At 63.7% G+C, this 24,015-nt stretch carries 26 protein-coding genes and 3 pseudogenes; 11 read left to right on the top strand and 18 right to left on the bottom strand.

Annotated elements, in window-relative coordinates; all coding sequences use genetic code 11:
- Positions 1-172: 172 nt before the first annotated feature.
- Positions 173-1,396, top strand: a complete 1,224-nt coding sequence (locus tag GTK09_RS25525) for an IS110 family RNA-guided transposase (RefSeq protein WP_163466238.1) — start codon at positions 173-175, stop codon at positions 1,394-1,396.
- A 92-nt stretch (positions 1,397-1,488) separates the two neighbouring features.
- On the opposite strand, the pseudogene GTK09_RS27675 reads toward GTK09_RS25525, so the two are convergent.
- A pseudogene (locus GTK09_RS27675) lies at positions 1,489-1,749 on the bottom strand (transposase); the annotation flags it as partial.
- Between the two features lie 65 nt (positions 1,750-1,814).
- On the opposite strand from GTK09_RS27675, the pseudogene GTK09_RS25515 reads away from it, so the two are divergent.
- Positions 1,815-3,122: pseudogene (locus GTK09_RS25515) on the top strand (transposase); the annotation flags it as partial.
- A gap of 175 nt (positions 3,123-3,297) precedes the next feature.
- Here GTK09_RS25515 and GTK09_RS28190 read toward each other — a convergent pair.
- The 5 genes and pseudogenes from GTK09_RS28190 to GTK09_RS25490 all read right to left on the bottom strand — a co-directional run.
- Positions 3,298-3,673, bottom strand: a pseudogene (locus GTK09_RS28190) (transposase); the annotation flags it as partial.
- A 227-nt stretch (positions 3,674-3,900) separates the two neighbouring features.
- Positions 3,901-4,410 (bottom strand): GbsR/MarR family transcriptional regulator, encoded by a 510-nt coding sequence (locus GTK09_RS25505; RefSeq protein WP_163466231.1) that lies wholly within the window; start codon positions 4,408-4,410, stop codon positions 3,901-3,903.
- Between the two features lie 169 nt (positions 4,411-4,579).
- Entirely contained in the window at positions 4,580-4,756 is a 177-nt protein-coding gene (locus GTK09_RS25500; protein ID WP_163466230.1) for a hypothetical protein, read from the bottom strand.
- A gap of 768 nt (positions 4,757-5,524) precedes the next feature.
- Positions 5,525-5,830 (bottom strand): hypothetical protein, encoded by a 306-nt coding sequence (locus GTK09_RS25495; RefSeq protein ID WP_163466229.1) that lies wholly within the window; start codon positions 5,828-5,830, stop codon positions 5,525-5,527.
- Complete coding sequence (locus GTK09_RS25490) at positions 5,823-6,461, bottom strand: nucleotide-binding protein (RefSeq protein ID WP_163466228.1); 639 nt, start codon at positions 6,459-6,461, stop codon at positions 5,823-5,825. The genes GTK09_RS25495 and GTK09_RS25490 overlap by 8 nt, the downstream gene beginning before the upstream one ends.
- Before the next feature lie 213 nt (positions 6,462-6,674).
- Here GTK09_RS25490 and GTK09_RS25485 point away from each other — a divergent pair, with 213 nt between their 5' ends.
- Both GTK09_RS25485 and GTK09_RS25480 read left to right on the top strand, forming a co-directional pair.
- Complete coding sequence (locus GTK09_RS25485) at positions 6,675-6,911, top strand: hypothetical protein (protein WP_163466227.1); 237 nt, start codon at positions 6,675-6,677, stop codon at positions 6,909-6,911.
- A 554-nt stretch (positions 6,912-7,465) separates the two neighbouring features.
- Positions 7,466-7,894: a hypothetical protein gene (locus GTK09_RS25480; RefSeq protein ID WP_163466226.1), complete on the top strand. Its 429-nt coding sequence runs from the start codon at positions 7,466-7,468 to the stop codon at positions 7,892-7,894.
- 190 nt (positions 7,895-8,084) lie between these two features.
- Here GTK09_RS25480 and GTK09_RS25475 read toward each other — a convergent pair whose 3' ends face one another.
- The gene (locus GTK09_RS25475) at positions 8,085-9,446 is read right to left on the bottom strand and encodes a DUF7986 domain-containing protein (protein ID WP_163466225.1); all 1,362 of its coding nucleotides are present in this window, start codon (positions 9,444-9,446) and stop codon (positions 8,085-8,087) included.
- Positions 9,430-10,017 (bottom strand): recombinase family protein, encoded by a 588-nt coding sequence (locus tag GTK09_RS25470; RefSeq protein WP_163466224.1) that lies wholly within the window; start codon positions 10,015-10,017, stop codon positions 9,430-9,432. The genes GTK09_RS25475 and GTK09_RS25470 overlap by 17 nt, the downstream gene beginning before the upstream one ends.
- Before the next feature lie 129 nt (positions 10,018-10,146).
- Here GTK09_RS25470 and GTK09_RS25465 point away from each other — a divergent pair, with 129 nt between their 5' ends.
- A complete protein-coding gene (locus GTK09_RS25465) occupies positions 10,147-13,104 on the top strand; it encodes a Tn3 family transposase (RefSeq protein WP_312869960.1) in 2,958 nt (985 codons plus the stop codon).
- Here the strand turns inward: GTK09_RS25465 and GTK09_RS25460 are convergent.
- The 7 genes from GTK09_RS25460 to GTK09_RS25430 all read right to left on the bottom strand — a co-directional run bounded on the left by GTK09_RS25460 (position 13,085) and on the right by GTK09_RS25430 (position 15,780).
- Positions 13,085-13,510, bottom strand: a complete 426-nt coding sequence (locus GTK09_RS25460; protein ID WP_163466222.1) for a hypothetical protein — start codon at positions 13,508-13,510, stop codon at positions 13,085-13,087. The genes GTK09_RS25465 and GTK09_RS25460 overlap by 20 nt on opposite strands.
- An 87-nt stretch (positions 13,511-13,597) precedes the next feature.
- Positions 13,598-13,996, bottom strand: a complete 399-nt coding sequence (locus GTK09_RS25455) for a type II toxin-antitoxin system VapC family toxin (protein ID WP_163466221.1) — start codon at positions 13,994-13,996, stop codon at positions 13,598-13,600.
- On the bottom strand, positions 13,993-14,259 hold the full coding sequence (locus tag GTK09_RS25450; RefSeq protein ID WP_163466220.1) for an AbrB/MazE/SpoVT family DNA-binding domain-containing protein: 267 nt from the start codon (positions 14,257-14,259) through the stop codon (positions 13,993-13,995). Before GTK09_RS25450 ends, GTK09_RS25455 begins: the two co-directional genes overlap by 4 nt.
- 141 nt (positions 14,260-14,400) lie before the next feature.
- Positions 14,401-14,607, bottom strand: coding sequence for a hypothetical protein (locus GTK09_RS25445; RefSeq protein ID WP_163466219.1), 207 nt, complete (start codon positions 14,605-14,607; stop codon positions 14,401-14,403).
- Between the two features lie 195 nt (positions 14,608-14,802).
- On the bottom strand, positions 14,803-15,078 hold the full coding sequence (locus tag GTK09_RS25440; RefSeq protein ID WP_163466218.1) for a conjugal transfer protein TraD: 276 nt from the start codon (positions 15,076-15,078) through the stop codon (positions 14,803-14,805).
- Positions 15,079-15,094: 16 nt separating this feature from the next.
- Positions 15,095-15,421: a conjugal transfer protein TraD gene (locus GTK09_RS25435; RefSeq protein ID WP_163466217.1), complete on the bottom strand. Its 327-nt coding sequence runs from the start codon at positions 15,419-15,421 to the stop codon at positions 15,095-15,097.
- A gap of 26 nt (positions 15,422-15,447) precedes the next feature.
- Entirely contained in the window at positions 15,448-15,780 is a 333-nt protein-coding gene (locus GTK09_RS25430) for a YnfA family protein (RefSeq protein ID WP_163466216.1), read from the bottom strand.
- 201 nt (positions 15,781-15,981) lie between these two features.
- On the opposite strand from GTK09_RS25430, the gene traA reads away from it, so the two are divergent.
- Together traA and GTK09_RS25420 are read left to right on the top strand one after the other, a co-directional pair.
- Positions 15,982-19,200 (top strand): Ti-type conjugative transfer relaxase TraA, encoded by a 3,219-nt coding sequence (traA, locus tag GTK09_RS25425; RefSeq protein WP_163466215.1) that lies wholly within the window; start codon positions 15,982-15,984, stop codon positions 19,198-19,200.
- Between the two features lie 24 nt (positions 19,201-19,224).
- On the top strand, positions 19,225-19,968 hold the full coding sequence (locus GTK09_RS25420) for a DUF6118 family protein (RefSeq protein WP_246218129.1): 744 nt from the start codon (positions 19,225-19,227) through the stop codon (positions 19,966-19,968).
- Positions 19,969-20,005: 37 nt separating this feature from the next.
- Here the strand turns inward: GTK09_RS25420 and GTK09_RS27275 are convergent, their stop codons facing one another.
- On the bottom strand, positions 20,006-20,149 hold the full coding sequence (locus GTK09_RS27275) for a hypothetical protein (protein ID WP_203561205.1): 144 nt from the start codon (positions 20,147-20,149) through the stop codon (positions 20,006-20,008).
- Positions 20,150-20,246: 97 nt separating this feature from the next.
- Between GTK09_RS27275 and GTK09_RS27670 the strand changes: the two genes are divergently transcribed.
- Complete coding sequence (locus tag GTK09_RS27670) at positions 20,247-20,495, top strand: hypothetical protein (RefSeq protein WP_246218128.1); 249 nt, start codon at positions 20,247-20,249, stop codon at positions 20,493-20,495.
- A complete protein-coding gene (locus GTK09_RS28185) occupies positions 20,429-20,728 on the top strand; it encodes an Hsp20/alpha crystallin family protein (RefSeq protein ID WP_376768055.1) in 300 nt (99 codons plus the stop codon). Before GTK09_RS27670 ends, GTK09_RS28185 begins: the two co-directional genes overlap by 67 nt.
- Here GTK09_RS28185 and GTK09_RS25405 read toward each other — a convergent pair.
- The gene (locus GTK09_RS25405) at positions 20,681-22,294 is read right to left on the bottom strand and encodes an ABC1 kinase family protein (protein WP_163466212.1); all 1,614 of its coding nucleotides are present in this window, start codon (positions 22,292-22,294) and stop codon (positions 20,681-20,683) included. The genes GTK09_RS28185 and GTK09_RS25405 overlap by 48 nt on opposite strands.
- Before the next feature lie 111 nt (positions 22,295-22,405).
- Positions 22,406-22,711, bottom strand: a complete 306-nt coding sequence (locus GTK09_RS25400; RefSeq protein ID WP_162142677.1) for a PepSY domain-containing protein — start codon at positions 22,709-22,711, stop codon at positions 22,406-22,408.
- Between the two features lie 176 nt (positions 22,712-22,887).
- On the opposite strand from GTK09_RS25400, the gene GTK09_RS25395 reads away from it, so the two are divergent.
- Together GTK09_RS25395 and GTK09_RS25390 are read left to right on the top strand one after the other, a co-directional pair.
- A complete protein-coding gene (locus GTK09_RS25395; RefSeq protein WP_163466211.1) occupies positions 22,888-23,874 on the top strand; it encodes an aldo/keto reductase in 987 nt (328 codons plus the stop codon).
- On the top strand, positions 23,871-24,015 hold a 145-nt coding region (locus GTK09_RS25390), incomplete at its 3' end, for an SDR family NAD(P)-dependent oxidoreductase (protein ID WP_163466210.1). The genes GTK09_RS25395 and GTK09_RS25390, both read left to right, overlap by 4 nt.

Raw genomic sequence — 24,015 nt, 5'->3', positions numbered from 1 at the left:
ACGCAAGTGCGGGCAGGCCGATCTATTCGATGAGCTGAGAGCTCGTGTTTGTAGCTGGCCGCCCCTGCGACCTGCCCGGTTGCGCCGAGAGCGCGGATCCGTAGGTGTCGTGTCGCCCGCAGCTCCCGTTTCCTAACCAGGAAAGGAGGAGCCGATGAGGCGGGTAATTGGAATGGACATCCACCGCACGTTTGCGGAGGTGGTGTTTTGGGAAGAAGGAAGGCTGCGCCATCACGGCCGGGTCGACATGACCCGGTCAGGCCTCGAGGGCTTCGGGCGCAGTCTCCGGAAGGACGACGAGATCGTCGTTGAGGCAACGGGCAACGCGATGTCGGTTGTCAGGGTGCTGTCGCCCTTCGTTGCCCGCGTCGTTGTTGCCAATCCGATGCAGGTGAAGGCGATCGCGCATGCCCGCATCAAGACAGACAAGATCGATGCTGGCGTCCTGGCACAGCTTCAGGCCAGCGGCTTCCTGCCCGAGGTCTGGGTGCCGGATGATCGGACCGAACGGCTGCGTCGGCTGGTTGCCCGGCGCAATCAGGTCGTGCGGCATCGGACGCGGGTGAAGAACGAGGTGCACGCGATCCTCCAGGCGCACCTCGTGCCGAAGTGCCCGCACGCCGATCTGTTCAACAAGCGCGGCCGAGACTGGCTTTCGAGACAAACAGTGCCGGACTACGAACGGGCCGCGATCGCCCGCCACATGCGCGAGATCGACCGTCTGGCTGACGACCTTGCCGAACTGGACGGCGATATAGCGAAGGACACGGTAGACGATGCCGATGTCCAGCGGCTTTTGACGATCGCAGGGGTCAATGCCGTGGTCGCTGCCGGCATCGTTGCTGCTATCGGAGACGTTTCCCGCTTTCACGAACCGCAGAAGCTCGTGAGCTACTTCGGCCTCAATCCGAGGGTTCGTCAGTCGGGCCTGGGCATCGCCCAGTACGGACGGATCAGCAAGCACGGGCGATCCCATGCCCGCGGCCTCCTCGTGGAGGCGGCATGGGCTGCTTCGAAGGCGCCGGGTCCATTGCGGGCGTTCTTCCTGCGGATCCGCAACCGGCGGGGACATCAGGTCGCGGCGGTCGCCACGGCTCGCAAGCTCGCGGTCCTGATCTGGCACCTTCTCACGAAGAAGCAGGACTATCTCTGGCTCCGACCATCCCTTGTCGCGGCCAAGCGACGTCAGCTCGAACTCAAGGCTGGCGCACCGTCCGAGAAGGGAAAGGGTCGGCGGGGTGCTGCCTACGCCTACAATCTCAAGGCCCTGCGAACCCGAGAAAGGGAAGGCTCTGAACAGGCCGAGAAAGCCTATGAGCACATGATGCGGCATTGGCGCCCGCAGGGGGCGAGGACGAAACGGCGCACGGACGCCACAAGCGAGGAACGACAATGATGGCGGCGTGGCAGCGCTTGCATCCTCGAGCGCTGCTCTTTGCCACGTGGTCGTCCGTGCCAGGAGAAAATAGCAGATGATTTGAAGAAGCGCTTGTCGATGTCATCCGTCGAGTGGATTCGGGTCCGGTGCTGGCTGGGAAAGTCCAGATGCGTCAACACGTCGGTCTCGCTGTCGTCGATAAAGCCGCCGAGCTTGGGGCATTTCCCCCGGAGCTGGTCGGCGACGTGGCGCAGCGCTTGGGCAGCGCTGGCGCGATCAGGCTGGATGAAGGCCTGGCGCAGGGCCGCCGCCGCCATGCTCTGCTGCGCCTTCGGGACATAGGACAGGGCGTTGCGCATCCAGTGGACGCGGGGGCTGTTGAACAAGTGGGCGTCCCCTGATTCACTGGTCCTGTCGATGATTGCCGGAGGCAGCGATGCTGGGTCGGAAGGAGCGCGATCAACTCGAACTCTACATGTGCGGGTCGCTACGCGACCTCCTTCCAGACGACCACATCCTCGTCCGCGTCGATCGCGTCCTGGATCTTTCCTGGCTGCGCGAAGCCGTCTCGGAATGCTACTCGCCCGGTTCTGGACGGCCGGGGATCGACCCCGAAGTTGCGGTGCGCCTGATGCTGGCAGGCTTCCTTCTGGGAATTGTCCATGATCGACGTCTGCTGCGCGAAGCTCAGGTCAACCTGGCGATCCGTTGGTTCATCGGCTTCGGCCTGCACGAGGCGTTGCCCGATCATTCCTCGCTGACCCGCATCCGCCAGCGCTGGAGTGCCGAGCGGTTCCGCCAGATCTTCAAGCGCACGGTCACCGCCTGCGTCTCGGCCGGGATCGCGAAGGGCGAGGTTGTTCACGTCGATGCCTCCCTGATCCGGGCGGACGTCAGTTGGGAGAGCCTGGCGGTCCGCCACGTCGATTCCATTCGAGTCGAGAACGGCGACGCGAGCGAAGCCTCCCAGATTGCCGAGGACACCGCCAAGACATCCCGCAAGTCTGGTCGATACAAGAAGGTCTGTGTGACCGATCCAGATGCCAGCATGGCAACCAATGGACGCAATCGGCGACTGGAGCCGGCCTACAAGCAGCATGGGGTCGTCGATGATGTCTTCGGCGTTATCCTCGACGTCGAGATTACACCCGGCGATGTCAACGAGGGGCAGGAGATCCTGAACCGTCTCGACGCCGTGGCAGACACGACCGGTGCAACGATCAAGGTGGCGACGGCCGATGCCGGGTATGCCTATGCCAAAGTCTTTGGCGGCCTCGAACGGCGCGGCATCACAGCCGTGATCCCGACCAAAGCAGAACCGGTCCGGAGCAAGGTGCCGCTTCGCCAGTTTCGTTATGATGCCCGGCATGATCACGTGAAGTGCCCACGCGGCCAGATCCTCCAACCCAATCGGACAAAGATCCCGCATGGACGGTTCTTCGCGTCCAAGGCCGTTGACTGCGCCGGGTGCGATCTCGCCACGATCTGTCTTTCTCCGTCCCGTGTTACCAAGGCCGTCGTCATCGTGCACGATTATCCAGCTCTGCTACGCGCCCGCCGGCGCCGCGAGCAGTGGGGTGAGGAAGACAAGCGTCTGTACCAGCGCCATCGCTGGCGTTCGGAAGGGTTCCACGGCGAGGCAAAGACCTGGCACGGGCTGGCCCGGGCAGTTCGGCGCGGGCTCGCGAACATGAGAATCCAAGCCTACCTGACGGCCGCGGCCATCAATCTGAAGCGGCTCGCACCGATCTGACCAAGACCGTCCTCGTCCTCTGGCTCATACAAGGGGCTTTCGCCTCTTAGCGAACGCAATCTGGCTTCCCCATTCCGCCAGACTCGTACAAAGGCGCCGCCGAGCTTCAGCCGGACAGGCCGGATCTTCGCTTCCTGCGATGCTTCAAACGCCGACTTGTTCAACAGCCCCACGCGGCAGCGCTGCCAGGAGGCGCTAAACACCCGGCGGATGGCCGCCTTCAGCCCTTCATGAGCATCCGAAATCACGAGCTTCACGCCGGAAAGGCCGCGGCGCACGAGGCTCTTGAGGAAGGTCGACCAGAAGGTCTCCGCTTCCGAGGGGCCGATGTGGAGGCCCACGATCTCGCGCTTGCCGTCCGTGTTGACGGCCACGGCGATTATCGCCGCGACCGAGACGATGCGCCCACCCTCGCGCTGCTTCAGATAGGTCGCGTCCAGCCAGAGATACGGCCATTCGCCGGTGAGCGGACGATCCAGAAAGCCGCCGACACGCTCGTCGATGTCTTTGCACAGCTTCGACACCGTGCTCTTCCTCCTTCCATCAGAGAGCTCTCCAGTTTTGCGAGGCAAGTCCACGGTCGTCTCCACCGCCATTCGGATCGCGTGTCGTTTCGCGAGGGGGTTCAAGGGTGGCTTGGGCGCCAGGATAACGATATCCGCTGCCCATCCACCCCACGAGCGCCAGCACGAACAGCGTCGCAATCCAGCCGGCGCGCGACTTTGCTTCGTGTTGAGGTTTCACGACAGGATGCTCCGGAGCGATCTGGTCAGCTGACATGCTCGCCCGACGGCTCGCGTGCGCAGAGTTTGGTCGTCAAATCCGCCAAGGAGGCGACGGCCGTTTCAAAAAAGTGCTCGGCCTCCTGCAGGCGGGCATCTTCGCGGGTGGCATTCGAGGGAAGGCTGGCGCGGGCCTCGACGATACTCTTCAGGGTCTCTCCCATGCGCGCGGCGACCCCCCGCATCATATTGACATAGGGCTGCTCGGCCAGGCGGAAGAAATCCTGACGCTCGCCTTCCATCGATACGCGCTCGATCAGCCCCTTGGCCTCAATGAGCCGCGAGTTCGTGCTGATCGAGCCACGGCTGACACCCAGCCGGTGCGCCAAATCTCCGAAGCTGATTGGTTCAAGCTCGAGGATCATGAGCCCGAAGAGGCGCCCGGCGATGCGGGGCAGACCTTCCGTTTCCATGTGCGTACCCATCTGATCGATGAAGCGCTTGCGCACTTCTTCTAACGAGCAGCAGGGGGCAATCTTCTTTTTTCGCAGGACCATCGCTTGCGAACATCCGTCCCGTGGGTGTTGCGGCGTCGTGTTGTACAACGAGTGACGCCCGCACTCGAGCTTGGGCCGGAAAACCCCGGACCATGCCTACTTCAACCGGCCATTTCTCGCAGCGGCCTAAACCCGGCACACAATCCACTTATCAGGCCGACGAGCCTGTTCAGACAAACCGAGCCACCTCTAACCGAGCCACCTCTGAGCGGTAGATCGGCGACAGGTCCTGGTCGATCTCGAGCCAGTCGATCAATTCGGCGATGTCGTCCAGGGCGCCAGAACTCCGCTTTGCTCCCGCGTCCCCGAGCCGAAGAGCTTCCTGACCAATGCGACGCCGCGCCATGACCCAACCTCCCGTCCGAAGAACTTCAGTGAATCAACGATACAGGTTGCCGGCAAGCCCCCGCGCACAGGTCTCATTACACCCACTGGATCGCGCCGATCCAGCTTTAGCCAGGAGCGCCATTCCGGGGAGACAATGCGGACGATGTTGGAGTCGTTTCGACGGTGGGTCAGGCGTCGTTCCTCGCTCGTGAGCAACCCTAGCACTCTGGCTTTGCGAAGCGCATTCCGAGCGGTCGAAACACAGACGCCTGCGACGGCTGCAATTTGACCGATAGGCGATCGGCAATCTCCTCGCTTGGTCACCTCTGCGCCGATGAGGGCCAAGACGGCCCCCTCTCCCATTGTGAAATGTGCAGCTATCTTTGGCGGCATTCGACCGGCAGCGGCCCACCGACGACATCTCTGAAGGCTCTCTGGCGTTCTGGGCTGCGAACCTATCCGGTGTCGTCCAGGTTTCGGCGCTGGTCCGATTTTCCTGGTCTCGATCAGCGCTGAGAGAGTTTCGGCCTCGGCGTCGGACAGCCGACCGGCGGCGTAGGCCTTCCAGATTGCTGAGGAGACACGCGGGAGCTGCGATCTCTGGCAGTCTGTTACCGCTTTTCGAAGCTGGTGAGAAAGCATCTTCTTCTCCGAAGGGCGGGCATCTGCCATCCGCTTCGGCGTCAAATCCATTCTGGGCAACTCCCAGGCAACGATGAGAAGGGGAGCCCGCATTGTGGACTCCCCTGCAGAGGCCAGAACGGACACTGAGGCTCTGACTAAACATTCAGATAGATCGCTTTTGCCTTCCGCTCGGCACGTTGGCCGTCACGGGTGAAAGTGGCTCAAGGCCTCGCGACTGCAGGAGCATATTCCAAGCTTCATGACCTAATTTCTGCAACGATAGCCCGGTATCAAGCGATAGCTGACGCATCCGGCGCCGGTCCTCGGTAGCGACCAAAACACTCAGTGGGACGATGCGCGGCGGTTCGGTCGTTTGCTGTGGTGCTGGTTCGTTCGCGGGCGCGGCTTCCTGCGGTTCGTCCTCAAAGCCTCCGATAAGGTCGGCCAGGTTTCGTCCCTTCTTACTCATGGCTGGTTCCTTCCGTCCTGATCCAGTTCCAAACTCTTCGGATCTCGGCTGTTGCCATTTCTGCAGGGCCTCCGCGCATCTCGCTCACTCCTCGACCCTCAAGAGCTGCATCGAGGTAGATTGTTCGATCGGTCAGATGATGCGGGCAGACAGGGACGGGATATCGGGATAATGCTGCCCTAGCGCTCGTCGCCCTCGCCTCGTTCCTGGCTGCGTTGACGACCACGATGGCGCGCTTGCCGAGGCGGCGGATAATTTTCAGCGTGGCGCCGATTGCTTCTAGATCGTCAGGCGACGGACGAACCGGGACGATGACAACATCCGAAACTCGGGCGGCCTCTGCTTCAGGCTCTGCGACTGCTGGGCGAGTGTCGATGAACAAATCGCCGGGCTTGCCGTGCAGCGCATTGACTGCCCTTGTTAGGTCCAAACCTTCAGAGATTAAGAGGTCTGGATATTTTAAGGGAGGATCGATTTCCTGTCGGCGCTGCCACCACTTCGTGCTTGTGCCTTGTGGGTCGCGGTCGATGATGACGGATGGACCGTTCTCGGATGCCAATACGGCCAGTTGGCGGATGATCGTTGATTTACCCGCTCCACCTTTCTGCGAGATCAGCGAATACGTTCGCACCTTAGCTCCTCCTAGACTTCGAACATTCTAAGGTACAAACCTTAGAAGTGCAGAAGGACCTAGGGATAAAGGTTTTTATCCTCCAGAGGTCCGAAGGATTTAAGGCCATCCCGGGCTTGCGCGAAGCTGACCATCCTTGTCTCCATGGGCATGGCCGGTTTCCCGCGACTCGGGTAGCGTGGCTGACTAGTCAACGTGCGACGAGTGATTCCTATGCCGCAAAAGAAGATGGCCGAATACGCCGCTCAGTCTCGGGCACGCCGCAGGGCGCTGGGGATGCGGTCTACGGAAGCTGTGCTGTACCAGCGGGAAATCGCTATCCTCGATGACATCAAGGATCGGCTTGGACTTGCCTCGCGATCAGACGCCATCCGCGTCCTAATAGCCAGGACCGATCCCGACGCAATCACCCCGGTCGACGTCGCGAAGCTTGAGCAGAGCGCCGCGTGATGCCGGACACCGCTGCCACTGAGAGAGGGACGCTATAGGCAAAGAAAAAGCCCCGAGCGGGGGACCGCGCGGAGCCTTTCCGAAGTGAAATAAGCAACTCTACGGATAAGGCCCTCCAGCGACATCGTCAATACAAATCGCGGTCCACCGCCACGGCGAAGCTTTGCCCCGCGCAAGGATTCACGATGACGGAACATCAATGGCGTGCGCCTGCTGGCGTGCGAGCGCTCGGACGTACCTGCTCTGCGGAAACGTTGTGGAGGGGTGAGGACGTCCGCAGTTTTGCGCAGGGAGTTTTCAACCTTGAAGAGCCTGCACCGACCTCGCCGACATTCGAGGCTCGGGCGAAGATATGGCGGGACCAAGCAAATGGGCTGATCTCGATTGCTGAGGCGCAACGCCGTTCTGCCGCCATAGGAGCCCCGCCGACACGCGCCAAGGGATCACCCGCCCGATCTTCTGCGCCGGCTCGTCCTCGCCACTCACGGCCCGCTCCAAACGCCTCCCGTCAGTATGCCGGCACTATGGCAACGACGGCAGCTCGTGACGATCGCTTGACCCCGAACGCCAAAGCCATGCTCCAGGTGATCCGTGCCAGGTGCGGGAAGGGACGCGAGACATCGACATGCAAAGCGACGCTTGGATCGATCATGTCTCGGTCGGCGCGGACGATCCGCCGTTATCTCGTCGATTTGGTTCGTTGGGGTTATCTAGAGGTTGAGACCCGCCGCACCGCTCGTGGACTGCACACCGGTCTCGTCATCAGGATCACTGAGAAGACGCTACCGTTCTTCGCCGAGACCAAGGGCCTTGCTCGCTGGCTTGCGGAGACAGAGCCGTTCAAGCCATTTGCCGCTTCAAAGCCTGTAGGCCATAGGGTGACATTCCTGACACCCAAAAACGAATCCCAAAAAGATTCTCTATTACAGGGCAAGGAATGGCTTTCGAGAACTGTGATGTGGCGGCCGCCTGCGCCTCAGTGACCTCGCTGCTACCCCACAGCTTTCAAAACCTTGTCTTTTACGAGGCCTATAGCAGCGCCTGAGCGACGGATTACGCCCATTAACTGCCAATCTAGATTGGATCGGCAACCATTCCGCCTACGTTGCGCGCGACTGGTCGAGGTCCACGTGGGCCCCAGTGCATTATTGGGACACGGATATACGGTAGGGATCAACGTCGCAGGTCCTCGACCTTCAGTTCGCGCCAGATCCAGGTGAAGTCGTAGCTGGCCATCGGGTCGGCAGGATCCGGGTGCCGGGCGGACTGGAGCTCGAGATATTTCAGCCACTCGGCGACCTTGTAGCGACCGGCCTTGGATCTGGCGGCGGCGCGCGGCGATTTGTTGCCAAGCATTCCGACCGGCTCATCGAGGATGGAGCGATACTGCCGGTCCAACATCTCGTGGACGAGCCTGGCTTCCACGTCGGGAGGAAGATCGGACTGACGTGGTCCCGGCCCGGGGGGACGGGACGCCATCAACTGTTCGACCGTCTGGATCGAGGTCAGGGGCGTTCGCACCAGCCAGTCCAACGCCTCGCTCAGGAGCTCCGTGCCTCTGGCTGCTCTAGCGGCCGAGTTCACGGCCAGGACCAGGACGCCGTCCTTCATCTCGATGTTGCCGAGGACGGGAACGCCGCCCTCCATCGTAACGTCGAACGAAAGGACGTCCGGTTTCCCGGCCCTGTGTATCGGCTTGGCCGGCTTCGTTTCGAGCCAGTTCCAGAACCGCTCGCTCGCCGGCTCCAGCGCGGTGACGGTCGCAAGCCTGGCGGCGACATCGCCCGGCGCGGCACCCTCGGCGAGCGGAAAGCGCACTTCGTGGAAAAGAAATGCCTCGCCGTCCCGATTGCGCATCTCGGGCAGGGTCTGTCTGAGCAGTTTGGGCAGGGCGTCCATGAGCCAGGCGATGGTGAAGAACGGCGCGGCCATGCGCAGGGCGTCGTCCTCGAGGTGGAGCTTTGCACGCGAGCGCTTCGACTTGCCGGTGATCTCCCTCACGCCGTCCATCAGAAAATCCGTGGCTTCGGACGAGAAAGGCAGGACCCCGCCGGCGAGAATACGCCGCCCACCGATCTCGACGATCCGCGCGGCGATCTTCTCCCAGAGGTGCAGCGTCTTTGTGGCGGTGCCCTCGTGAACGAGGACCGGATCGCCGCCACGCAGGAGGTCGCGCGCCAGGAACGACTGCCCGGGCACGATCTCGCTCACCTCGTAGAGGCTCATGAGCGAGGACCGCAGGGCTGTCATGTAGGTTCTGGTCTGCGCGCTCTCCTTCCAGCCGCGCCGCTTGAGGTAGTCGTCGATCGGGTTGCGCCCGCCCTCGAACTCTTGAGAGAGCGCGTCCTCGAAGGCGCAGCCCCAAAGGGTCATCTGCCAGTGATCGCCGAGGATGTCGCCGAGTTCCTCGAAGTCGAGGTCCGTCTCGTCCAGGACAGCCCCGAAATGCGCATCCATCACGTCCTGGAGGTCGCCCTGCCAATTGTCGCGGCCCATGAACTTCATGAGGCCGAGAAGGTCATGGGTGGTCTTCATGCACGAGCCTCGTCTGGCGGTGTTCGGCGACGATCCTGGATACGGTGGGCTGGCTGACGTCGTAAAGGCGCGCCATCTCGGCGGCGGATTTGCGGCCGGACAGGACGCTTTCGGCGATCTCCAGGCGCTTCTTCGGCGTGAGCTTACGACGGCGGCCGCCGACCCGCCCTTCCGATCTCGCCAGCGCCAGTCCGGCGGAGGTGCGCTCGCGGATCATCGCGCGCTCGAACTCGGCGAAGGAACCGACCATCTGCATCATCATGCGGCCAGCCGGCGTCGTCGTGTCGATCGCCTCGGTTAGCGAGCGGAAGCCCGCGCCGGCGGCTTTGATCCGCTCCATGATGTTCAGCACGTCCTTCAGCGAGCGTGACAGGCGGTCGAGCTTCCAGACGACGATGGTGTCGACGTCCCGTAGCTGGTCGAGCATCCGGTGCAATTCGGGCCGCTCCCAACGACCGCCGGAGGCTTCTTCCTTGAAGATGCGCTGGCAGCCCGCATCCGTGAGCGCCTTGGATTGCGCCTTGTTGGATTGGTCGTCGCCTCTGCTCACCCGGGCGTAGCCGATCAGCACGATAGTTCCTTTCGCAAACGGTCATTTATGGAAGGCCGCCAGCATCGATGACACTCCAGGAGGCAGCGCCTTTCATAATCCTCTTTCATTATGGCATCGTAAGGCAAGAGGTTTGTGAAGGGATGAGGGATGCCGGCGCGGATATCGATGACGAAGACGCAGCGAGAGGCGCTGCTGGCGTTGCCGGACACGGAAGACGACGTCGTGCGGCATCACAGCCTCACCGCAGACGATCTCGCGGCGATCGCCACAAGCCGGACACCCGAGACCCGGCTCGGCTACGCGCTTCAGCTCTGTTGCCTGCGCTATCCCGGCCGATATCTTCGCCGCGGCGAACTGCTGCCGGGCATGATGCTGGATCATATCGCCGAACAGATCGGCGCCGACAGTGATGCCATCGCCCTCTTTGCCCGGCGCGGCGCCACCCGATACGAGCAGTTGGCCACGATCCGCCAGCGCCATGGCTTCCGAGACTTCATTGGGCCGGTCCGTGGCGAGTTCGCCGCCTGGGCAGCGTGCGAAGCGATGGGTCTGACTGACGGCCGTATTCTGCTCGACAGGTTGATCGAGCGGATGCGCACCGAGCGGATCATCATTCCCGGCATCAGCGTGATTGAACGCATGGCCGCCGCGGCGATGCATGCGGCCGACGCGGCGGTGATCACCGAGGTCAGTTCCCGTCTCTCGGACTCGCAGCGCCTGGCGCTGGACACCCTTCTGTCGGATAAGATGCATGTTCGTCAAAGCCGTCTCTCGTGGCTGCGTGAGCCGCCCTCGCGGGTCGGCGGACGGCCGCTTCTCGAGCTCCTCGACAAGCTTGCCCTCATTCGGACGATCGCCAGCGACGTCGCTATCGACCCGCCCGAGTTCGGTCCTCGCATGGCGCAGATGGCTAGGGAAGGCAGTCTCCTTACGGCGCAGGCCTTCCAGCAGATGGGGCAGGCCCGTCGACACACCGTCATGATGGCGACGTTGATCGAGCTCAAGGTCACGCTGACCGATGCCGTCCTTTCCATGTTCCAGTCGCTCGTCGGCCGCGCCAACCTTCATGCCCGCAAGCGGCTCGAGGAAATGATCGCCGCCTCGGCCGAACAGGGCCGCGCCCGATTGACCCGCATCGCCGACGTTCTGGATGCTCTTGTGCAGGCCGCCAGGGTGGAGGGCGATATTGCCGCCGCCGTCACCGCGATTGTCGCGCTCGATGTTGTCGAAGCCGATGCCGCCCTCATCCGGCGAACCGTCCGTCCCGGAAAGTCCGACGTCGTTGGCGAGTTGTCCCACGAGCACCGCGTGTTCAAGCAGATCGGCGCTCGGTTCCTGGCGAGCTTTACGTTCGAGGGCCAACGTGCCTCCCGGTCCTTGCTCGATGCGGTCGCCGTGCTCCGCGATCATGGGGGTGATGGCCGCAAACCGCTGCCGGCGGACTTGCCGCTCGGCCATATCGAAAGACGCTGGCATCGGCATGTCTTCGACAACGGCTCGATCAACCGGACCTATTACGAACTGGCCACGTTCTTCGCGCTGGCCAGTGCCCTTGCCAGCGGCGACGTGTGGGTTCCGACATCGCGGATTCACCGCTCGCTCGATGCGCTGCTCAGCCCGGCTACGTCGGCAACACCGGTCAATCCGGCGCGGCTGCCAGTCATGCCGGTGATCGACGCCGACACTTATATCGAAACCCGATCAGCCGAACTCGATGCGGCTCTCCTTGCGGCCGCACGCGGTCTGCCGGGCAAGGACGCGGCGATGTTCACCGGTGGCAAGCTCCGGTTCCCGAAGGAACGCAAGGATGGCGAGGTCGCCCGCCACGATGCAGCGTCCGCCTCCATCTACCGGCTGATGCCACGCTTGCGGATTACCGACATGCTCGACCAGGTCGATCACTGGACGGGGTTTACCAGCCACTTCGGCCATGTCTCGACAGGTCTGCCTCCCACCGACACCCGGGCCTTCATGGCGACGCTCATCGCCGAGGCGACCAATCTCGGCCTGTCCCGCATGGCCGAAGTCTGCGGCGCCGGCTCGCGGCGAGCCCTGCTGCGGATGCAGACGTGGCACATGCGCGAGGAGACGTTCCGGGCGGCTCTCACCTCCCTCACCGACGCCATCCACGCCGAGCCGCTGTCGGCCTGGTTCGGCGACGGGTGGCGGGCGTCGGCGGGTGGGCAGGCCTTCTATCTCGGCGGCCCCGGCGAGGCCGGCGGCGTCGTCAACGCCCACTACGGGCGCGATGCGATCGTCAAGATCTACACCACGATCACCGGACGCCAGGCGCCGCTGCACGGCAAGGCCATCTCCGGCACCGCCGGCGAGGCCATCCATTCGATGGACGGAATTCTCGGCCATGAAAGCAGCGTCGATATCGCCGCGCTCCATGTCGATGGCGGCGGCGTGTCGGACATCGTCTTTGCCGTGATGCATCTGTTGGGACTGTCGTTCGAGCCGCGGATTCCACGTCTGTCGGATCGCAAGCTCTACGCGTTCGAGCCCAAAACCCGGTACGGCCGCTTGGAGCCACTCTTCGGCCATCGCCTCGATGCCGGGCTGATCCGGGCCCATTGGGACGACGCCCAACGGGTCATTCAGGCCATGAGAGACCGCGTGGTGACGCCTTCGCTGATTCTGAAGAAACTCTCGGCATACCGGCAGCAGAACAGTCTGGCTGCCGCGCTCCGCGAGATCGGCCGCATCGAGCGGACGCTGTTCACCTTGCGCTGGTTCGAGGATCCTGAACTGCGCCGTCTCGTCACCGCCGAACTCAACAAGGGCGAAGCGAGGAACTCGCTCGCCCGGGCTGTCGCATTCCATCGTCTTGGCCGCTTCCGGGACCGCGGGCACGAGAACCAGTCCACCCGCGCCTCCGCCCTCAACCTCGTCACCGCCGCGATCATCCTGTTCAACTGCCGCTATCTCGGCCGCGTCATCGATGCGATGCGCCACAGCGGCATGGCCTTCGACGAAGGGCTGCTCCCACAGCTCTCGCCCCTCGGCTGGGATAATATCAACTTCACTGGCGACTACGTCTGGTCCGACAGCCTCGCCGTCGATGCCGACGGGTTCCTGCCGCTCAGGATCGGCGCGTCATGACCAAGCCAGCGCGCCTACCGTATATCTGTGTCCCAATAATGCACTGGGGCCGTTTTCGCAGCTTCGGGCCGATTTGGCCTTCCCCGGAGATTTGCTCACCGGGGCCGCCAGGGATGGGTGTCAGGCGCGTCGGGTCTTCGGGATCGTACATGAAGCCAGAGGGCGGCTTGCCATAGGTGCCATTGGATGCCCCAGCCGGCGCGGAGCCAAGCTGTTGCACTTCGCCAGAGGAGGGGTCAAAGGAGACGTAGCTGCCATCGGGCAGGGTCTTGAATTGCAGGCTACGCTCCATCATCGCGTCGATGCGCTCGATCTTGGCCTCGTTGCCCTTGATGGCCATTTCTGCCGCCTGCCGCTGCTCGGCGTTCCGCGCTCCCGCCGCAGCGAAACGGCGAACCTCGGTCAAGCGGCGGTGATTGTTGCTGAGGGTACCGGCTAAGGCTTCAGGATCAGCAACAAACCTGACGCCCTGACCGTTTCAGGCGCTATCCGATCATCCCAGCAGGCGGGCTGACTGTCCTTGGTCGGTCAGGAGTTTGACCGCCTTCTTGTCGAAGGAGACGAAGGTTTCGCCGCCAAGCCAGTTGCCCTCGTAGGCAATGACGCCGTCCGCAAAGTCGCCGCCAGCTTCCAGCACTGTCAGGCCTGCTTCTGCGGCAGGGCGGTTGACGACAACATTTTGCGTGTCGAGCAGCGCCCGGATGCCGGAGGCGATGTCCGCGCGCGAGGCTTCATACTGGCGTTTCAACACCCACGCGAACTCGCAAAGAGACTGCAGACTGACGGCGACGATTTCAGCGCCTTCCAGTGTCTCAATAGCTGTCTGGCTTTGTGCGGGATCGTCCTCAATGAAGGCGCGCAGCAGCACGTTTGTATCGACGGTGATCTTCATTCCTTGCCGGCACCGGCCAGTGCTCCGCTCTCGGCGATCGCATCGTTGATTTCCTCGATGGTCAGCCGCTTGCCATTGGTCTTGCCTTTCAAAAATCCGTGCAGCTCGCGAAAGGAGCCTTTCGGTTGTTCGGCCTTCAACTCGGCCCGACCGTCTGGCAGCAGATCGAGATGGATCTTTCCTCCAGGCCGAATGCCGAGATGTTGCAGCACGTCCTTGCGGAACGTGACCTGCCCCCGCGCGGTAACGGTCAGCGTCGTCATGGCCATACCCTCCTGTCAGTGCCCAAGAAGTAATGCAACAATGCATTACATTCAAGAACGGCCGGCAGAGGACTTCTCCTCCATCTTCCGAGGTGAAGCTGTGCGAGGTGCCTAGCGAGGTGCCTATCCGATGCGTCCGGCTCAATGGCGGGTGAACAGGTAAAAGCCGTTCTGCCGAAGAACCGCGTCGAGCGAGGGCTTGTCGAACTCCAGCTGCTCGCTCCGGATCTCGTCGGCCTTGCCTTCGTACTCCCAGGCAACGGTGGTCAAGAACGAAGGCGGCTTCGCTCCATCCAGGAGAGCGCAGACGATTGTCGGGTCATGCTTCTGGCGAAAAAGGTTGAACATCGGAACCATCCCTCAAATCGGAGAGGCCGCTCGGCGACCCTGATGGGGCTGTCTATTCGGATCGCGTGACGGTTCTACGGCTCCACAGTGAACATCCAATGTTCTATACGTTTGCCGACACGAGAGACGGTTGCGGCAATCGGCTGTTCCCAGCTGCTGGATGAAGTGAGCTAAAAGGCGAAAGACAGCCGCGCATCAGCGCTCCTCGGCGTCGTTCGTTGTTGTGGTAGCCTCATCGGCCTCGAACGCGGCGCGTCCTTGCCGCCGCCAATGGGCGAGGACTTCAGCGCGCGAGGGTGTGTTCGGCCGCTCAGTCTTGAGCATCCCCGCCAGATCGAGGAAGGCGCCGAGCATAGCGGCGCGATCGTCTCCGGTCAGCTCGACCAGGCCGGCCTTCTGGACGAGGCCGCCCAGCTCGATGAGGTGACGCGTACGATCGCGGCGCGCCTTGGCCCAGTCTCGGGTGTCCATGCGCGCGCGCCATGCCTCAGCCCGTCTCTGCGCCTCCGCCGAGCGACGCAGCGCCGCCAGTGTTGCCGTCAGCTCCCGAAGCAGTGTCGCCGGCGCCGTTCGCGTTCCGGCGCGCGCGCCGTTGAAAGAACTCGGCGCCGCGCCGGCGCCAGCCCTCCCGCTTGTCGGCGTGCTTCTCGTCGACAGCATTGAGCAGCAGACCCGCCAGCGTCTCCATGTCCAGCGTATCGGCGCCGGTCGCGATGACCAGCTCGCCGAGTTGCGTTCTCTGCCGCGCCTTGAGGGCTTTAGCCTTCTCCTGAAGCGCCTTCAGTTCGGCGTCGATGTCGCGAGGCTTGCGCATGATGGTTCATCCCCCTGTGATGATGTTCAAGTTGCTGCCGAGCGCGGCCCCGCCAAGATGATCGCAGCACCGACGAGACACACAGTTGCCCCGATCAAGTCCCAGCGATCGGGCACCCGGCTTTCGATCAGCCAGAGCCATGTGATCGACGCTGCGATGTAGACGCCGCCATAGGCTGCATAGGCTCGCCCTGCGGCGTCCGAGTCGACGAGCGTCAGCAGAAAGGCAAAAATCACCAGCGAGCCCATGCCGGGCACAAGCCACCAAGCCGACGCACCAAGCCGCAACCAGGCCCAGACCGAAAAGCATCCCGCAATTTCTGCAATAGCAGCGCCGACATAGGCAAGAGCTGTCACCATTGGCTTAGCTGCCCCTCACGCCCCCGACTCGCCGCCAATCTAGCCACCGGCACAGCGCCTGTCACGTCAAAGCCGTCAGAATTTGAGTGCGCGCTTATACGTCGCTGCGCGACGTGCGCTTGGGCGATGCGACTTGGACTGGCCTTCACGGTAGTTTACAGCTACCTTGATCGGTGATTTGCGAGGGGACGCAGCGCCGGCATGGCGATCTATCATTTCTCGGCCAAGGTGATATCGCGGGGCGCCGGGCGCAGCGCCGTGGCCGCGGCCGCGTATCGTTCGGCCTCAGAGCTGCATGACGATCGGCTCGGCCGCGCCCACGACTTCACCGCCAAGACGGGCGTGGTTCATTCCGAGATCCTGGCTCCGGAGGGGGCACCGGCGCGGCTTTCCAATCGCACGACATTGTGGAACGAGGTCGAGGCCACGGAGAAACGCAAGGATGCGCAGCTCGCCCGTGAGGTGGAGTTCGCCCTGCCGCGCGAGCTGAACCGCGACGATGGCGTGCAGCTCGCCCGCGACTTCGTGCAAGCCGAGTTCGTCGACCGCGGCATGGTGGCGGATCTCAACGTGCATTGGGATCATGATGCGCAGGGGCAGGCGAAGCCGCACGCGCATGTGATGCTGACGATGCGCGAAGTCGGGCCGGAGGGCTTCGGCAAGAAGGTGCGGGAGTGGAACGCTACGGCCGAGCTGACCGGCTGGCGCGAGCGCTGGGCCGATCACGTCAACCAGCGCTGCGCCGAGCTGGGCCATGATGTCCGGATCGACCATCGCACACTGGCGGCGCAGGGTGTCGAGCTGGAGCCGCAAGGCAAGATTGGGCCGGCGGGGATGCGTCGTGAGACGCGCGGCGAGGATGCCGAGCGTGCAGCCGAGCATCGGGATGTTGCGCGCCGGAACGGCGAGCGCATCCTGGCCGAGCCGGAGATTGCGCTGAGGTCGATGACCTATCAGCACTCGACCTTCACGCGCCAGGACCTCGCCCGGTTCGTGAATCGGCACACGGACGGGGCCGAACAGTTCGGGGCGGTGATGGCCCAAGTGGAAGCCTCGCCGGAGATCGTGCGGCTCGGTCAGGACGGCCGCGGCCGTGAGCGCTTCACCACGCGCGAGATGATGGCCGTCGAGCAGCGGATGGAGCGGGCGGCCGACAGGCTCGCCGACGGCCGTGGGCACCGTGTCAGCCGAGCCTCGCTCGTCCATGCGCTGGAAGCAGCGAACGATCGGGGCATGGTGCCCGGCAAGGATCAGGTCACGGCGCTGGCGCATGTCACGGGCGATAAGGACCTGGTGCTTGTCGTCGGCTATGCCGGCACGGGCAAGAGCGCCATGCTCGGCGTGGCCCGTGAGGCGTGGGAGGCCGAGGGCTACAATGTTCGCGGCGCCGCCTTGTCAGGCATCGCGGCCGAGGGTCTGGAAGGCGGTTCCGGAATCCAGAGCCGGACGCTGGCGAGCCTGGAATATGCCTGGGAGCGCGGCCGGGACGAGCTGACGAGCCGCGACGTGCTGGTGATCGACGAGGCCGGCATGGTCGGCTCGCGGCAGATGGAACGGGTGCTGTCGGCCGCGCGTGACGCTGGCGCCAAGGTGGTGCTGGTCGGCGATCCCGAGCAGCTCCAGGCGATCGAGGCCGGGGCGGCGTTCCGGGCGCTGGCCGAGCGGCACGGAGCGGCCGAGATCACGGAGATCCGCCGACAGCGCACCCTCTGGCAACAGGACGCGACGCGCGAGCTGGCGACGGGCGGCACGGCCAAGGCCCTCGACCGCTATGAGGCCGCCGGCGCCGTCCACGCCCACGCCACGCGCGAGGGCGCCAGGGCGGCCCTCATCGAGCGGTGGAACGAGGCACGGCAGGCGCAGCCGGATCAGTCGCAGGTGATCTTGGCCTACACGCGCGCCGATGTGCGCGAGCTCAACGCCGGCGCCCGCGCCAAGCTGCATGAGGCCGGTGAGCTGGGCGCCGATCATGTCGTTCAGACCGAGCGCGGGGAGCGGTCCTTCGCCATAGGCGACCGGCTGATGTTCCTGCGCAATGAGCGCTCCATGGAGGTGAAGAACGGCACGCTCGGCACGGTGGAGGGCATCGAGCGGGCGGGCGAAGGCAAGGAGGCTTCCGCACGGCTCACAGTGCGCTTGGACGGCCAGGAGGGACGCCGAGTCGCGTTCGAGCTGCGCGACTATGACCACATCGACCACGGCTACGCGGCGACCATTCACAAGACCCAAGGCGTGACGGTCGACCGGGCGCATGTGCTGGCGACAGGCCACATGGACCGGCACGCGGCCTATGTCGGGCTGTCGCGGCACCGCGAGGGGGTGGAGCTGCATTACGGCCGCGAGGACCTGGCCGACCATCGCCAGCTCGTGCGGACCCTCAGCCGCGAGCGGGCGAAGGATGTCACGCTGGATTATTCGCAGAGCTTCGCCGAGCGGCGCGGGATCACAACGGAGAGCGAAATCCGGGTGCCGGAACGCGTCTTGCGGGAGGCCGCCCAACGGACAAGGGAAACTCGCAGCGAGATTGGAACCCCGCGCGCCGCCGGGCGGAACCTCACGCCGGATCAGGCCGAGGTCCTGCGGCACGGTATGTTCGCAGGGCTGAAATTAAACCGCGGCATTGATCCGGCCGAGCAGAGCCAGGCGCGGGGCGCGTCAGCCCGCGAGCAGGGCCAGGAACGCCCGGAGAAAGCCGAAGCACTTCGGCGCGGTATGTTCGACGGTCTTCGGCTCAATGCCGCTCCCCAGCGCTCCCAGGGTCCAGAAAGGGAAGTGGAGGCGCGAGCATCGGCGCCGGCGCCGGCCAATCTGGAACAGGGTAGGCCCGAGCATAGCTCAGGAGGCGATCGTTTGAGACCGCTGTCCGGATTCGAGAGCGCGGTCGACCGCTATGCACGGGCCTACAGCGCGGCCGACAAGATGGGCCAAGACGGCCTGCCTGTTCTCGAGCATCAGAAGATCGCGTTGCGCGACGCCGGTAAGCAGCTCGAACAGGCGCGGCCGGGGTCGCTCGCCGTCTTGCATTCGGCTCTGCAGCATGACAGCACAATGCCGCGCGCCATGACGGAGCTGGTCGGCCGGGAGCGCGTCGGCCAGCTCGCCACCGGCATGGAGAGGGAGCGAGCGAGCCTCGCAGACCCGAACGTCAGGGCGGATCGCTTCATCGACCGCTGGCAGGACCTCAGCGCGCAGCGCCAGGAGCTTCGCGGCTTCAAGCACGATGAGGCGCGCGGGCAGGTCGAGGGGCAGATGCGCCAGCTCGCCGGCGCGATCGAGCGCGACCCGCAGGCCGAATCCATCGTGCGCAGCCGAGCCAAGGAGCTAGGGATCAGCATGGTCAGAGAGGGCCAGAACATGGGCCGGGAGCTGGAGCAAAAGATCACGCGCGGCCTCTCTCAGGGGTATGGCCTGTCGAGGTAGGATGCCGAAAGGAGACTGGACACCATGAGGATCGAGGAACGCGAGGGCTATGGAGAGGACGCGTCCGTCGAGGCGGGCGACCCGGCCCAGGTGTTCGATGCGCTCCGGCAGACCGTCGAGAAACAGGGCGCGCAGCTCGGTGCGGAAATGACCGTCATCCGGCGTGGGCTGGAGGCGGCCTTCGACCAGTTCGAGAAATTCGGGCAGCCGGCGGACTACAGCCCCGATCTCGGGCGCATCGCCAAGGAGCTGGCGAACGTGAGTCAGCGGCTCGGCGTAATCGAGAAGCACCCGGCGCTTCTGACGACACCCGCCGCCCAAGCCCAGGCCATCGAGCAGATCGGCACGAGGATGGTGCGCGATACCGTCTCAAACCTCAATCAGGCGATCAGGACCAGCGCCGAGGAGCGGGGCCAGCTCGCCCGCATCATTGGCATGTCGCGAGAAAAGGCCGAGCAGCGCAAATGGCTGATATGGACGGCGGCGGCGGGCCTCCTCGCCGGCCTCGCGCTGTTTCCTCTTCTCGGCAACATCCTGCCGATCGCGATCGGCTCTCGCATGGCGGCGATAACGGTGGGCGAAGATCGCTGGAACGCCGGCATGGACATGATGGCGGCCGATAGTCCTGGAGGCTGGGGTTTCCTGCAATCGGCCTGGTTACTGGCGAACAACAACCGCGAGGCGCTAAACGCCTGTCGTCAGGAGGTCTATCAAACCGGCGAGACACAGAGCTGCACCGTCAGCGTGGGTCCGGGGCCCGGGAGTTAAGCTGCTTTCATTTCGGCGATGGAGGTGCCGGCGAGCATCACTTCTCGCCCCACATATCGTCGGTGAATTTCTTCATGTCGAAACCGGGATCGCCCGGCCCCATGGCATCGGCCAGGGCCTGCGCCCGTCTCCGCCGCTCGCTGGTCGGCTGGGGCTTGTAAAAATCTGTGAGGTTTTCCATGGTCGGCGGCGCGCCGGTTCTGCTGTGGTGGCGTCTGCGGTTGCCTTGATTTAGCCGCGCAGCGACGTCATTTTATGGCGGAAGCGGAGGTATTCCAATGATCGGCGACATTCAGATCAAGCTTGGCGGTACGGCGCTGACGGCGCGTGTCGGATATGACGGCGTTCTGGCTCGCGGACTCGGCAGGCTTTGGCGAGGGTCCGTCCGCAGCACCGAGTTCAGGGGCCAGGCCGACGCAAACTTCTCTGTTTTGGAAACCTTGGAGAAGGTGACCGTCGTATTCCAAGTCCCCGGCTACAGCCGCGACGAGCTGTTGCTGGAGGCCACCCCCATTCGGTTCGACTGAGCGGCCCCAAGCTTTCGACGGAAGGCCGGAGCGGAGGGGCGCTTGACCGGCTCGTGCCCTTGGTCGAAGCCGTAGAGCCGGAGCGCATCACAGCGACCCTTCAGGATGGTCTACTGACGGTGGATCTTCCAAAAGCTGCGTGGGTCCAGGGAAAGGCCCGCCGCGTCCCCATCAATGCTGATCCTTCAGTTGCGACGGCGCAGCACAAAGAGCAGCCAGATAATCACGCCTAGCCCGAACGCAACCAGAGAAATAACGGATCGCGTCGGGTCTTCACCCGACGACAGCGAGAAGAGAGCGCCCGAGAGAATCAGTGCCGCCGCCACCACGGCATTAGCCAAGGTGTCGCCGGCACGGCGCAGGGCGTCGCTGAGATCATTTAGATTCGCAACTGAAACCTGGACGGCGATTCCTTCGCGCTTCAGTCGAGCCACGACCCTCCGCAGAGCCTCGGGCGCTATGTTGGCGAGCTGATCGAGCTCCTTGAATGCCCGAAACCCTCGCGCCGCCAACGCCTTAAAGCTGAAGCGTTGCGCGAAGACTTTCAGCATGACTGGCGTGATGGCCTCAACCACGTCCAGGTCAGGGTCCAGTGTTCTGGCCAAGCCTTCCGAAATACCAAGCGCTCGCATCAAGAGGAGGAGATCGGGCGGGAGCGCAAGTTCGTTTTCCCGGGCAATCGAGATGAATTCCGTGATCGCCTCGGCGAGACGGATATCGCGACCCGATTGAGCACCGTAGCGCGAAAAGAACTGATCGACGGCCGGTTCGAGACCTGGCGGCGGCGGGCCCGATCGGCGAGCCCAGTCCATCAGGACGTCCGTGACCGCCCCGACGTCGGCATCGACCAGGGACCCGAGAACGACGAGCACCTGTTCGCGACGCTTCGCTGAAAGCCGCCCGACCGAGCCAAAGTCGAGCAAGGCGAGCCGGCCCTCCGACGTGACCAGCACATTTCCGGGGTGAGGGTCGGCATGGAACACGCTCTCTTGAAGCATCAAGGCCAACAGCCCCTGGGCTGCTTCCGGGGCAAGTGCGCGGGCGAGCGCCGGCTCCGAAAGCCTGAATGCCTGGTTGGGGCTCCTGCCAACGATACGATCACTGACCAGAGTCCTGCTCGTGCTGAACTGCGGATGGACACGCGGCACGACAAAGACGCTGGTCCGACAACGGACATCCTCCTGGTTGCGTGCCTCGATCCTGAAGTCGATCTCCTCGAGAAGCGCTTGCGCGAGCTGCCCGACCACGCGGACAGGTTGATGTCGCCTGAATCCTGGAGCCCGCCGTTCGATCACCCGTGCGGCGGCCGTGAGAAGCCGCAGGTCGGCGCGCATCACCTCCTCGATGCCCGGCCGCCGTACCTTCACGACCACAGACTCGCCCGTGCGCAGCCGGGCTTCGTAGACCTGACCAATGGACGCGGCAGCGATGGGCACTGCCGAGAACTCGGCGAACACCTCTAACGGATCAGCGCCGAGGTCATCCACGAGTTGGGAACGTACTTCCTCAAACGGCACGGGCGCGACGGCGTCGTGCAACCGGCTCAGACGCTCCGTCAGCTCGGGCGGAAGCAGATCCGCGCGCGTTGCCATGATCTGCCCCAGCTTGACGAAGGTGGGGCCGAGACGCTCCAGTGCGCGGACGAAAGCCTCCGCTTCCGCATCGTCAAATGACTGTACATTTTGGGTTCGAATCAGCCCGAGGCGAGCCAAAGTAGGCTTAAGGCCGGCCTCTCCGAGGACCCGCAGCACGGTCGCGAGCCGTCGGTAATCGGCCGTTGAGAGACGTCCAGCCATCATCGGGGTTGCACTCTCCGTGAACCCAAAGCAACCATGGAATGGCCCCGCTCAATTTTCGCCTGCTGACAATTAGAGTGGCATCGGCACTGATCATCTATCTGCCTGTATTTGTTATCCCCCAAACAGTCCTCCGCTCTTGGGAGGTTTAACCGCGCCCGTCTTCACATCGAAATTCAGCCGTACTTCGGCTCCATCCATCATATAGTATACGACTTCGTATTCCCCGCGTGAGTAAGAAATACTCTTGATGGCGTGAAATCCTGCACGCCCTTCGGTTTCCGAGATCAGTTGTGAAAGCTTGACGCTGCCTTTGGGCGGAAGGTCGGCCGGGAGTTCAGGCGACTCCTGAGAGGCTGCCACGGCGCCTGAAAGGGTCAGGATTGCAAAGGCAACAATGCTTATCTTCAGTCTTGACACTCGAAACTCCCATATCCTGCTGACCGGCCGAGCCGATCCCTGCGGGATAGGATACCGGTTGCCGAGGGATCTTCAAGTTTGCAGAGTGTCCGCTCGTTTTAACTCCTTTGCAGCGGGAACCGCGATGGCCAGGGTGCATTGCATCGTGTCAGGGCGCAAAGCGTTGGGAACAAGAAATGCATATTCGCAAGCTCGGCTCGGAAGGACTTGAGGTTTCAGCACTCGGCCTCGGGTGCATGGGGATGTCTGAATTTTACGGCAGTCGCGACGAGGCCGAGGCAGTCGCGACGATTCACCGGGCACTCGACCTTGGCGTCACATTCCTCGACACCGCCGACATGTACGGCCCCTTCACTAACGAGGTCCTGGTCGGCAAGGCGATCGGCGACCGTCACGACCAGGTGGTGCTCGCGACGAAGTTCGCGAACGTGCGCGGCGAGAACGGTGAATATCTCGGCATTCGAGGCGATGCGGAATACGTGCGCCAGGCCTGCGACGCGTCGCTCAAGCGACTCGGGGTCGACCATATCGATCTCTATTACCAGCACCGGGTCGATCCCGAAACACCGATCGAGGAAACGGTGGGCGCCATGGCCGAGCTGGTGAAGGCTGGCAAGGTCCGCTACCTCGGGCTTTCTGAGGCGGCGCCGGAGACGATCCGCCGTGCCCATGCCGTGCATCCGATCTCAGCTCTCCAGACCGAGTATTCGCTGTGGAGCCGCGAGCCGGAGGAGGAGATCCTGCCGACCGTGCGCGAACTCGGCATCGGCTATGTGGCCTACAGCCCGCTCGGACGGGGCTTTCTCACCGGACAGATCCGCCGCATCGAGGATCTCGCCGAGGATGATTACCGCCGCGACGCTCCGCGCTTCCAGGGCGAGAACTTCCAGAAGAACCTCGATCTGGTGGCCGAGATCGAGACGATGGCCCGCGAGAAGGGCTGCACGCCCTCCCAGCTCGCCCTCGCGTGGCTCCTCGCCCAGGGCGAGGACATCGTTCCGATCCCGGGAACCAAGAAGCGCGCGCGGCTTGAGGAAAACGTGGAGGCGATCGAGGTGCGGATCACCGCTGAGGATCGCGCCCGGATCGACCGCATCCTGCCGCCCGGCGCTGCCGCAGGGACGCGCTATGCCGCACCTCAGATGCAGGCACTGAACCGGTGAGCGGCGAGCGACTCGAAGGCAAGGTCGCGATCGTTACGGGCGGCGGGCGCGGGCTCGGCCGGGCGATGGTTCTGGGCCTCGCGGCGGCGGGCGCGCGGGTTGTCACCACCGCATCGCGCGAGGCGACCGAAGTCGAGGCCG

It is taken from the genome of Jiella pacifica (assembly GCF_010500815.1).
Classification (GTDB): domain Bacteria; phylum Pseudomonadota; class Alphaproteobacteria; order Rhizobiales; family Rhizobiaceae; genus Jiella; species Jiella pacifica.
Note: the sequence above shows the minus strand (reverse complement) of the source record. Positions and strands in the feature narration are given on the sequence as shown.

Coding starts and splice junctions, on each gene's coding strand:
- GTK09_RS25445 (WP_163466219.1), bottom strand. CDS start 14,607: ATGTTCAACCTTTTTCGCCAGAAGCATGACCCGACAATCGTCTGCGCT.
- GTK09_RS25455 (WP_163466221.1), bottom strand. CDS start 13,996: ATGAAGATCACCGTCGATACAAACGTGCTGCTGCGCGCCTTCATTGAG.
- GTK09_RS25485 (WP_163466227.1), top strand. CDS start 6,675: ATGCCGCAAAAGAAGATGGCCGAATACGCCGCTCAGTCTCGGGCACGC.
- GTK09_RS25465 (WP_312869960.1), top strand. CDS start 10,147: ATGCCGGCGCGGATATCGATGACGAAGACGCAGCGAGAGGCGCTGCTG.
- GTK09_RS25440 (WP_163466218.1), bottom strand. CDS start 15,078: ATGGACACCCGAGACTGGGCCAAGGCGCGCCGCGATCGTACGCGTCAC.
- traA (WP_163466215.1), top strand. CDS start 15,982: ATGGCGATCTATCATTTCTCGGCCAAGGTGATATCGCGGGGCGCCGGG.
- GTK09_RS25505 (WP_163466231.1), bottom strand. CDS start 4,410: ATGGTCCTGCGAAAAAAGAAGATTGCCCCCTGCTGCTCGTTAGAAGAA.
- GTK09_RS25435 (WP_163466217.1), bottom strand. CDS start 15,421: ATGCGCAAGCCTCGCGACATCGACGCCGAACTGAAGGCGCTTCAGGAG.
- GTK09_RS25420 (WP_246218129.1), top strand. CDS start 19,225: ATGAGGATCGAGGAACGCGAGGGCTATGGAGAGGACGCGTCCGTCGAG.
- GTK09_RS27275 (WP_203561205.1), bottom strand. CDS start 20,149: ATGGAAAACCTCACAGATTTTTACAAGCCCCAGCCGACCAGCGAGCGG.
- GTK09_RS25430 (WP_163466216.1), bottom strand. CDS start 15,780: ATGGTGACAGCTCTTGCCTATGTCGGCGCTGCTATTGCAGAAATTGCG.
- GTK09_RS25500 (WP_163466230.1), bottom strand. CDS start 4,756: ATGGCGCGGCGTCGCATTGGTCAGGAAGCTCTTCGGCTCGGGGACGCG.
- GTK09_RS25405 (WP_163466212.1), bottom strand. CDS start 22,294: ATGATGGCTGGACGTCTCTCAACGGCCGATTACCGACGGCTCGCGACC.
- GTK09_RS25475 (WP_163466225.1), bottom strand. CDS start 9,446: ATGAAGACCACCCATGACCTTCTCGGCCTCATGAAGTTCATGGGCCGC.
- GTK09_RS25395 (WP_163466211.1), top strand. CDS start 22,888: ATGCATATTCGCAAGCTCGGCTCGGAAGGACTTGAGGTTTCAGCACTC.
- GTK09_RS25495 (WP_163466229.1), bottom strand. CDS start 5,830: ATGAGTAAGAAGGGACGAAACCTGGCCGACCTTATCGGAGGCTTTGAG.
- GTK09_RS27670 (WP_246218128.1), top strand. CDS start 20,247: ATGATCGGCGACATTCAGATCAAGCTTGGCGGTACGGCGCTGACGGCG.
- GTK09_RS25525 (WP_163466238.1), top strand. CDS start 173: ATGGACATCCACCGCACGTTTGCGGAGGTGGTGTTTTGGGAAGAAGGA.
- GTK09_RS25450 (WP_163466220.1), bottom strand. CDS start 14,259: ATGACGACGCTGACCGTTACCGCGCGGGGGCAGGTCACGTTCCGCAAG.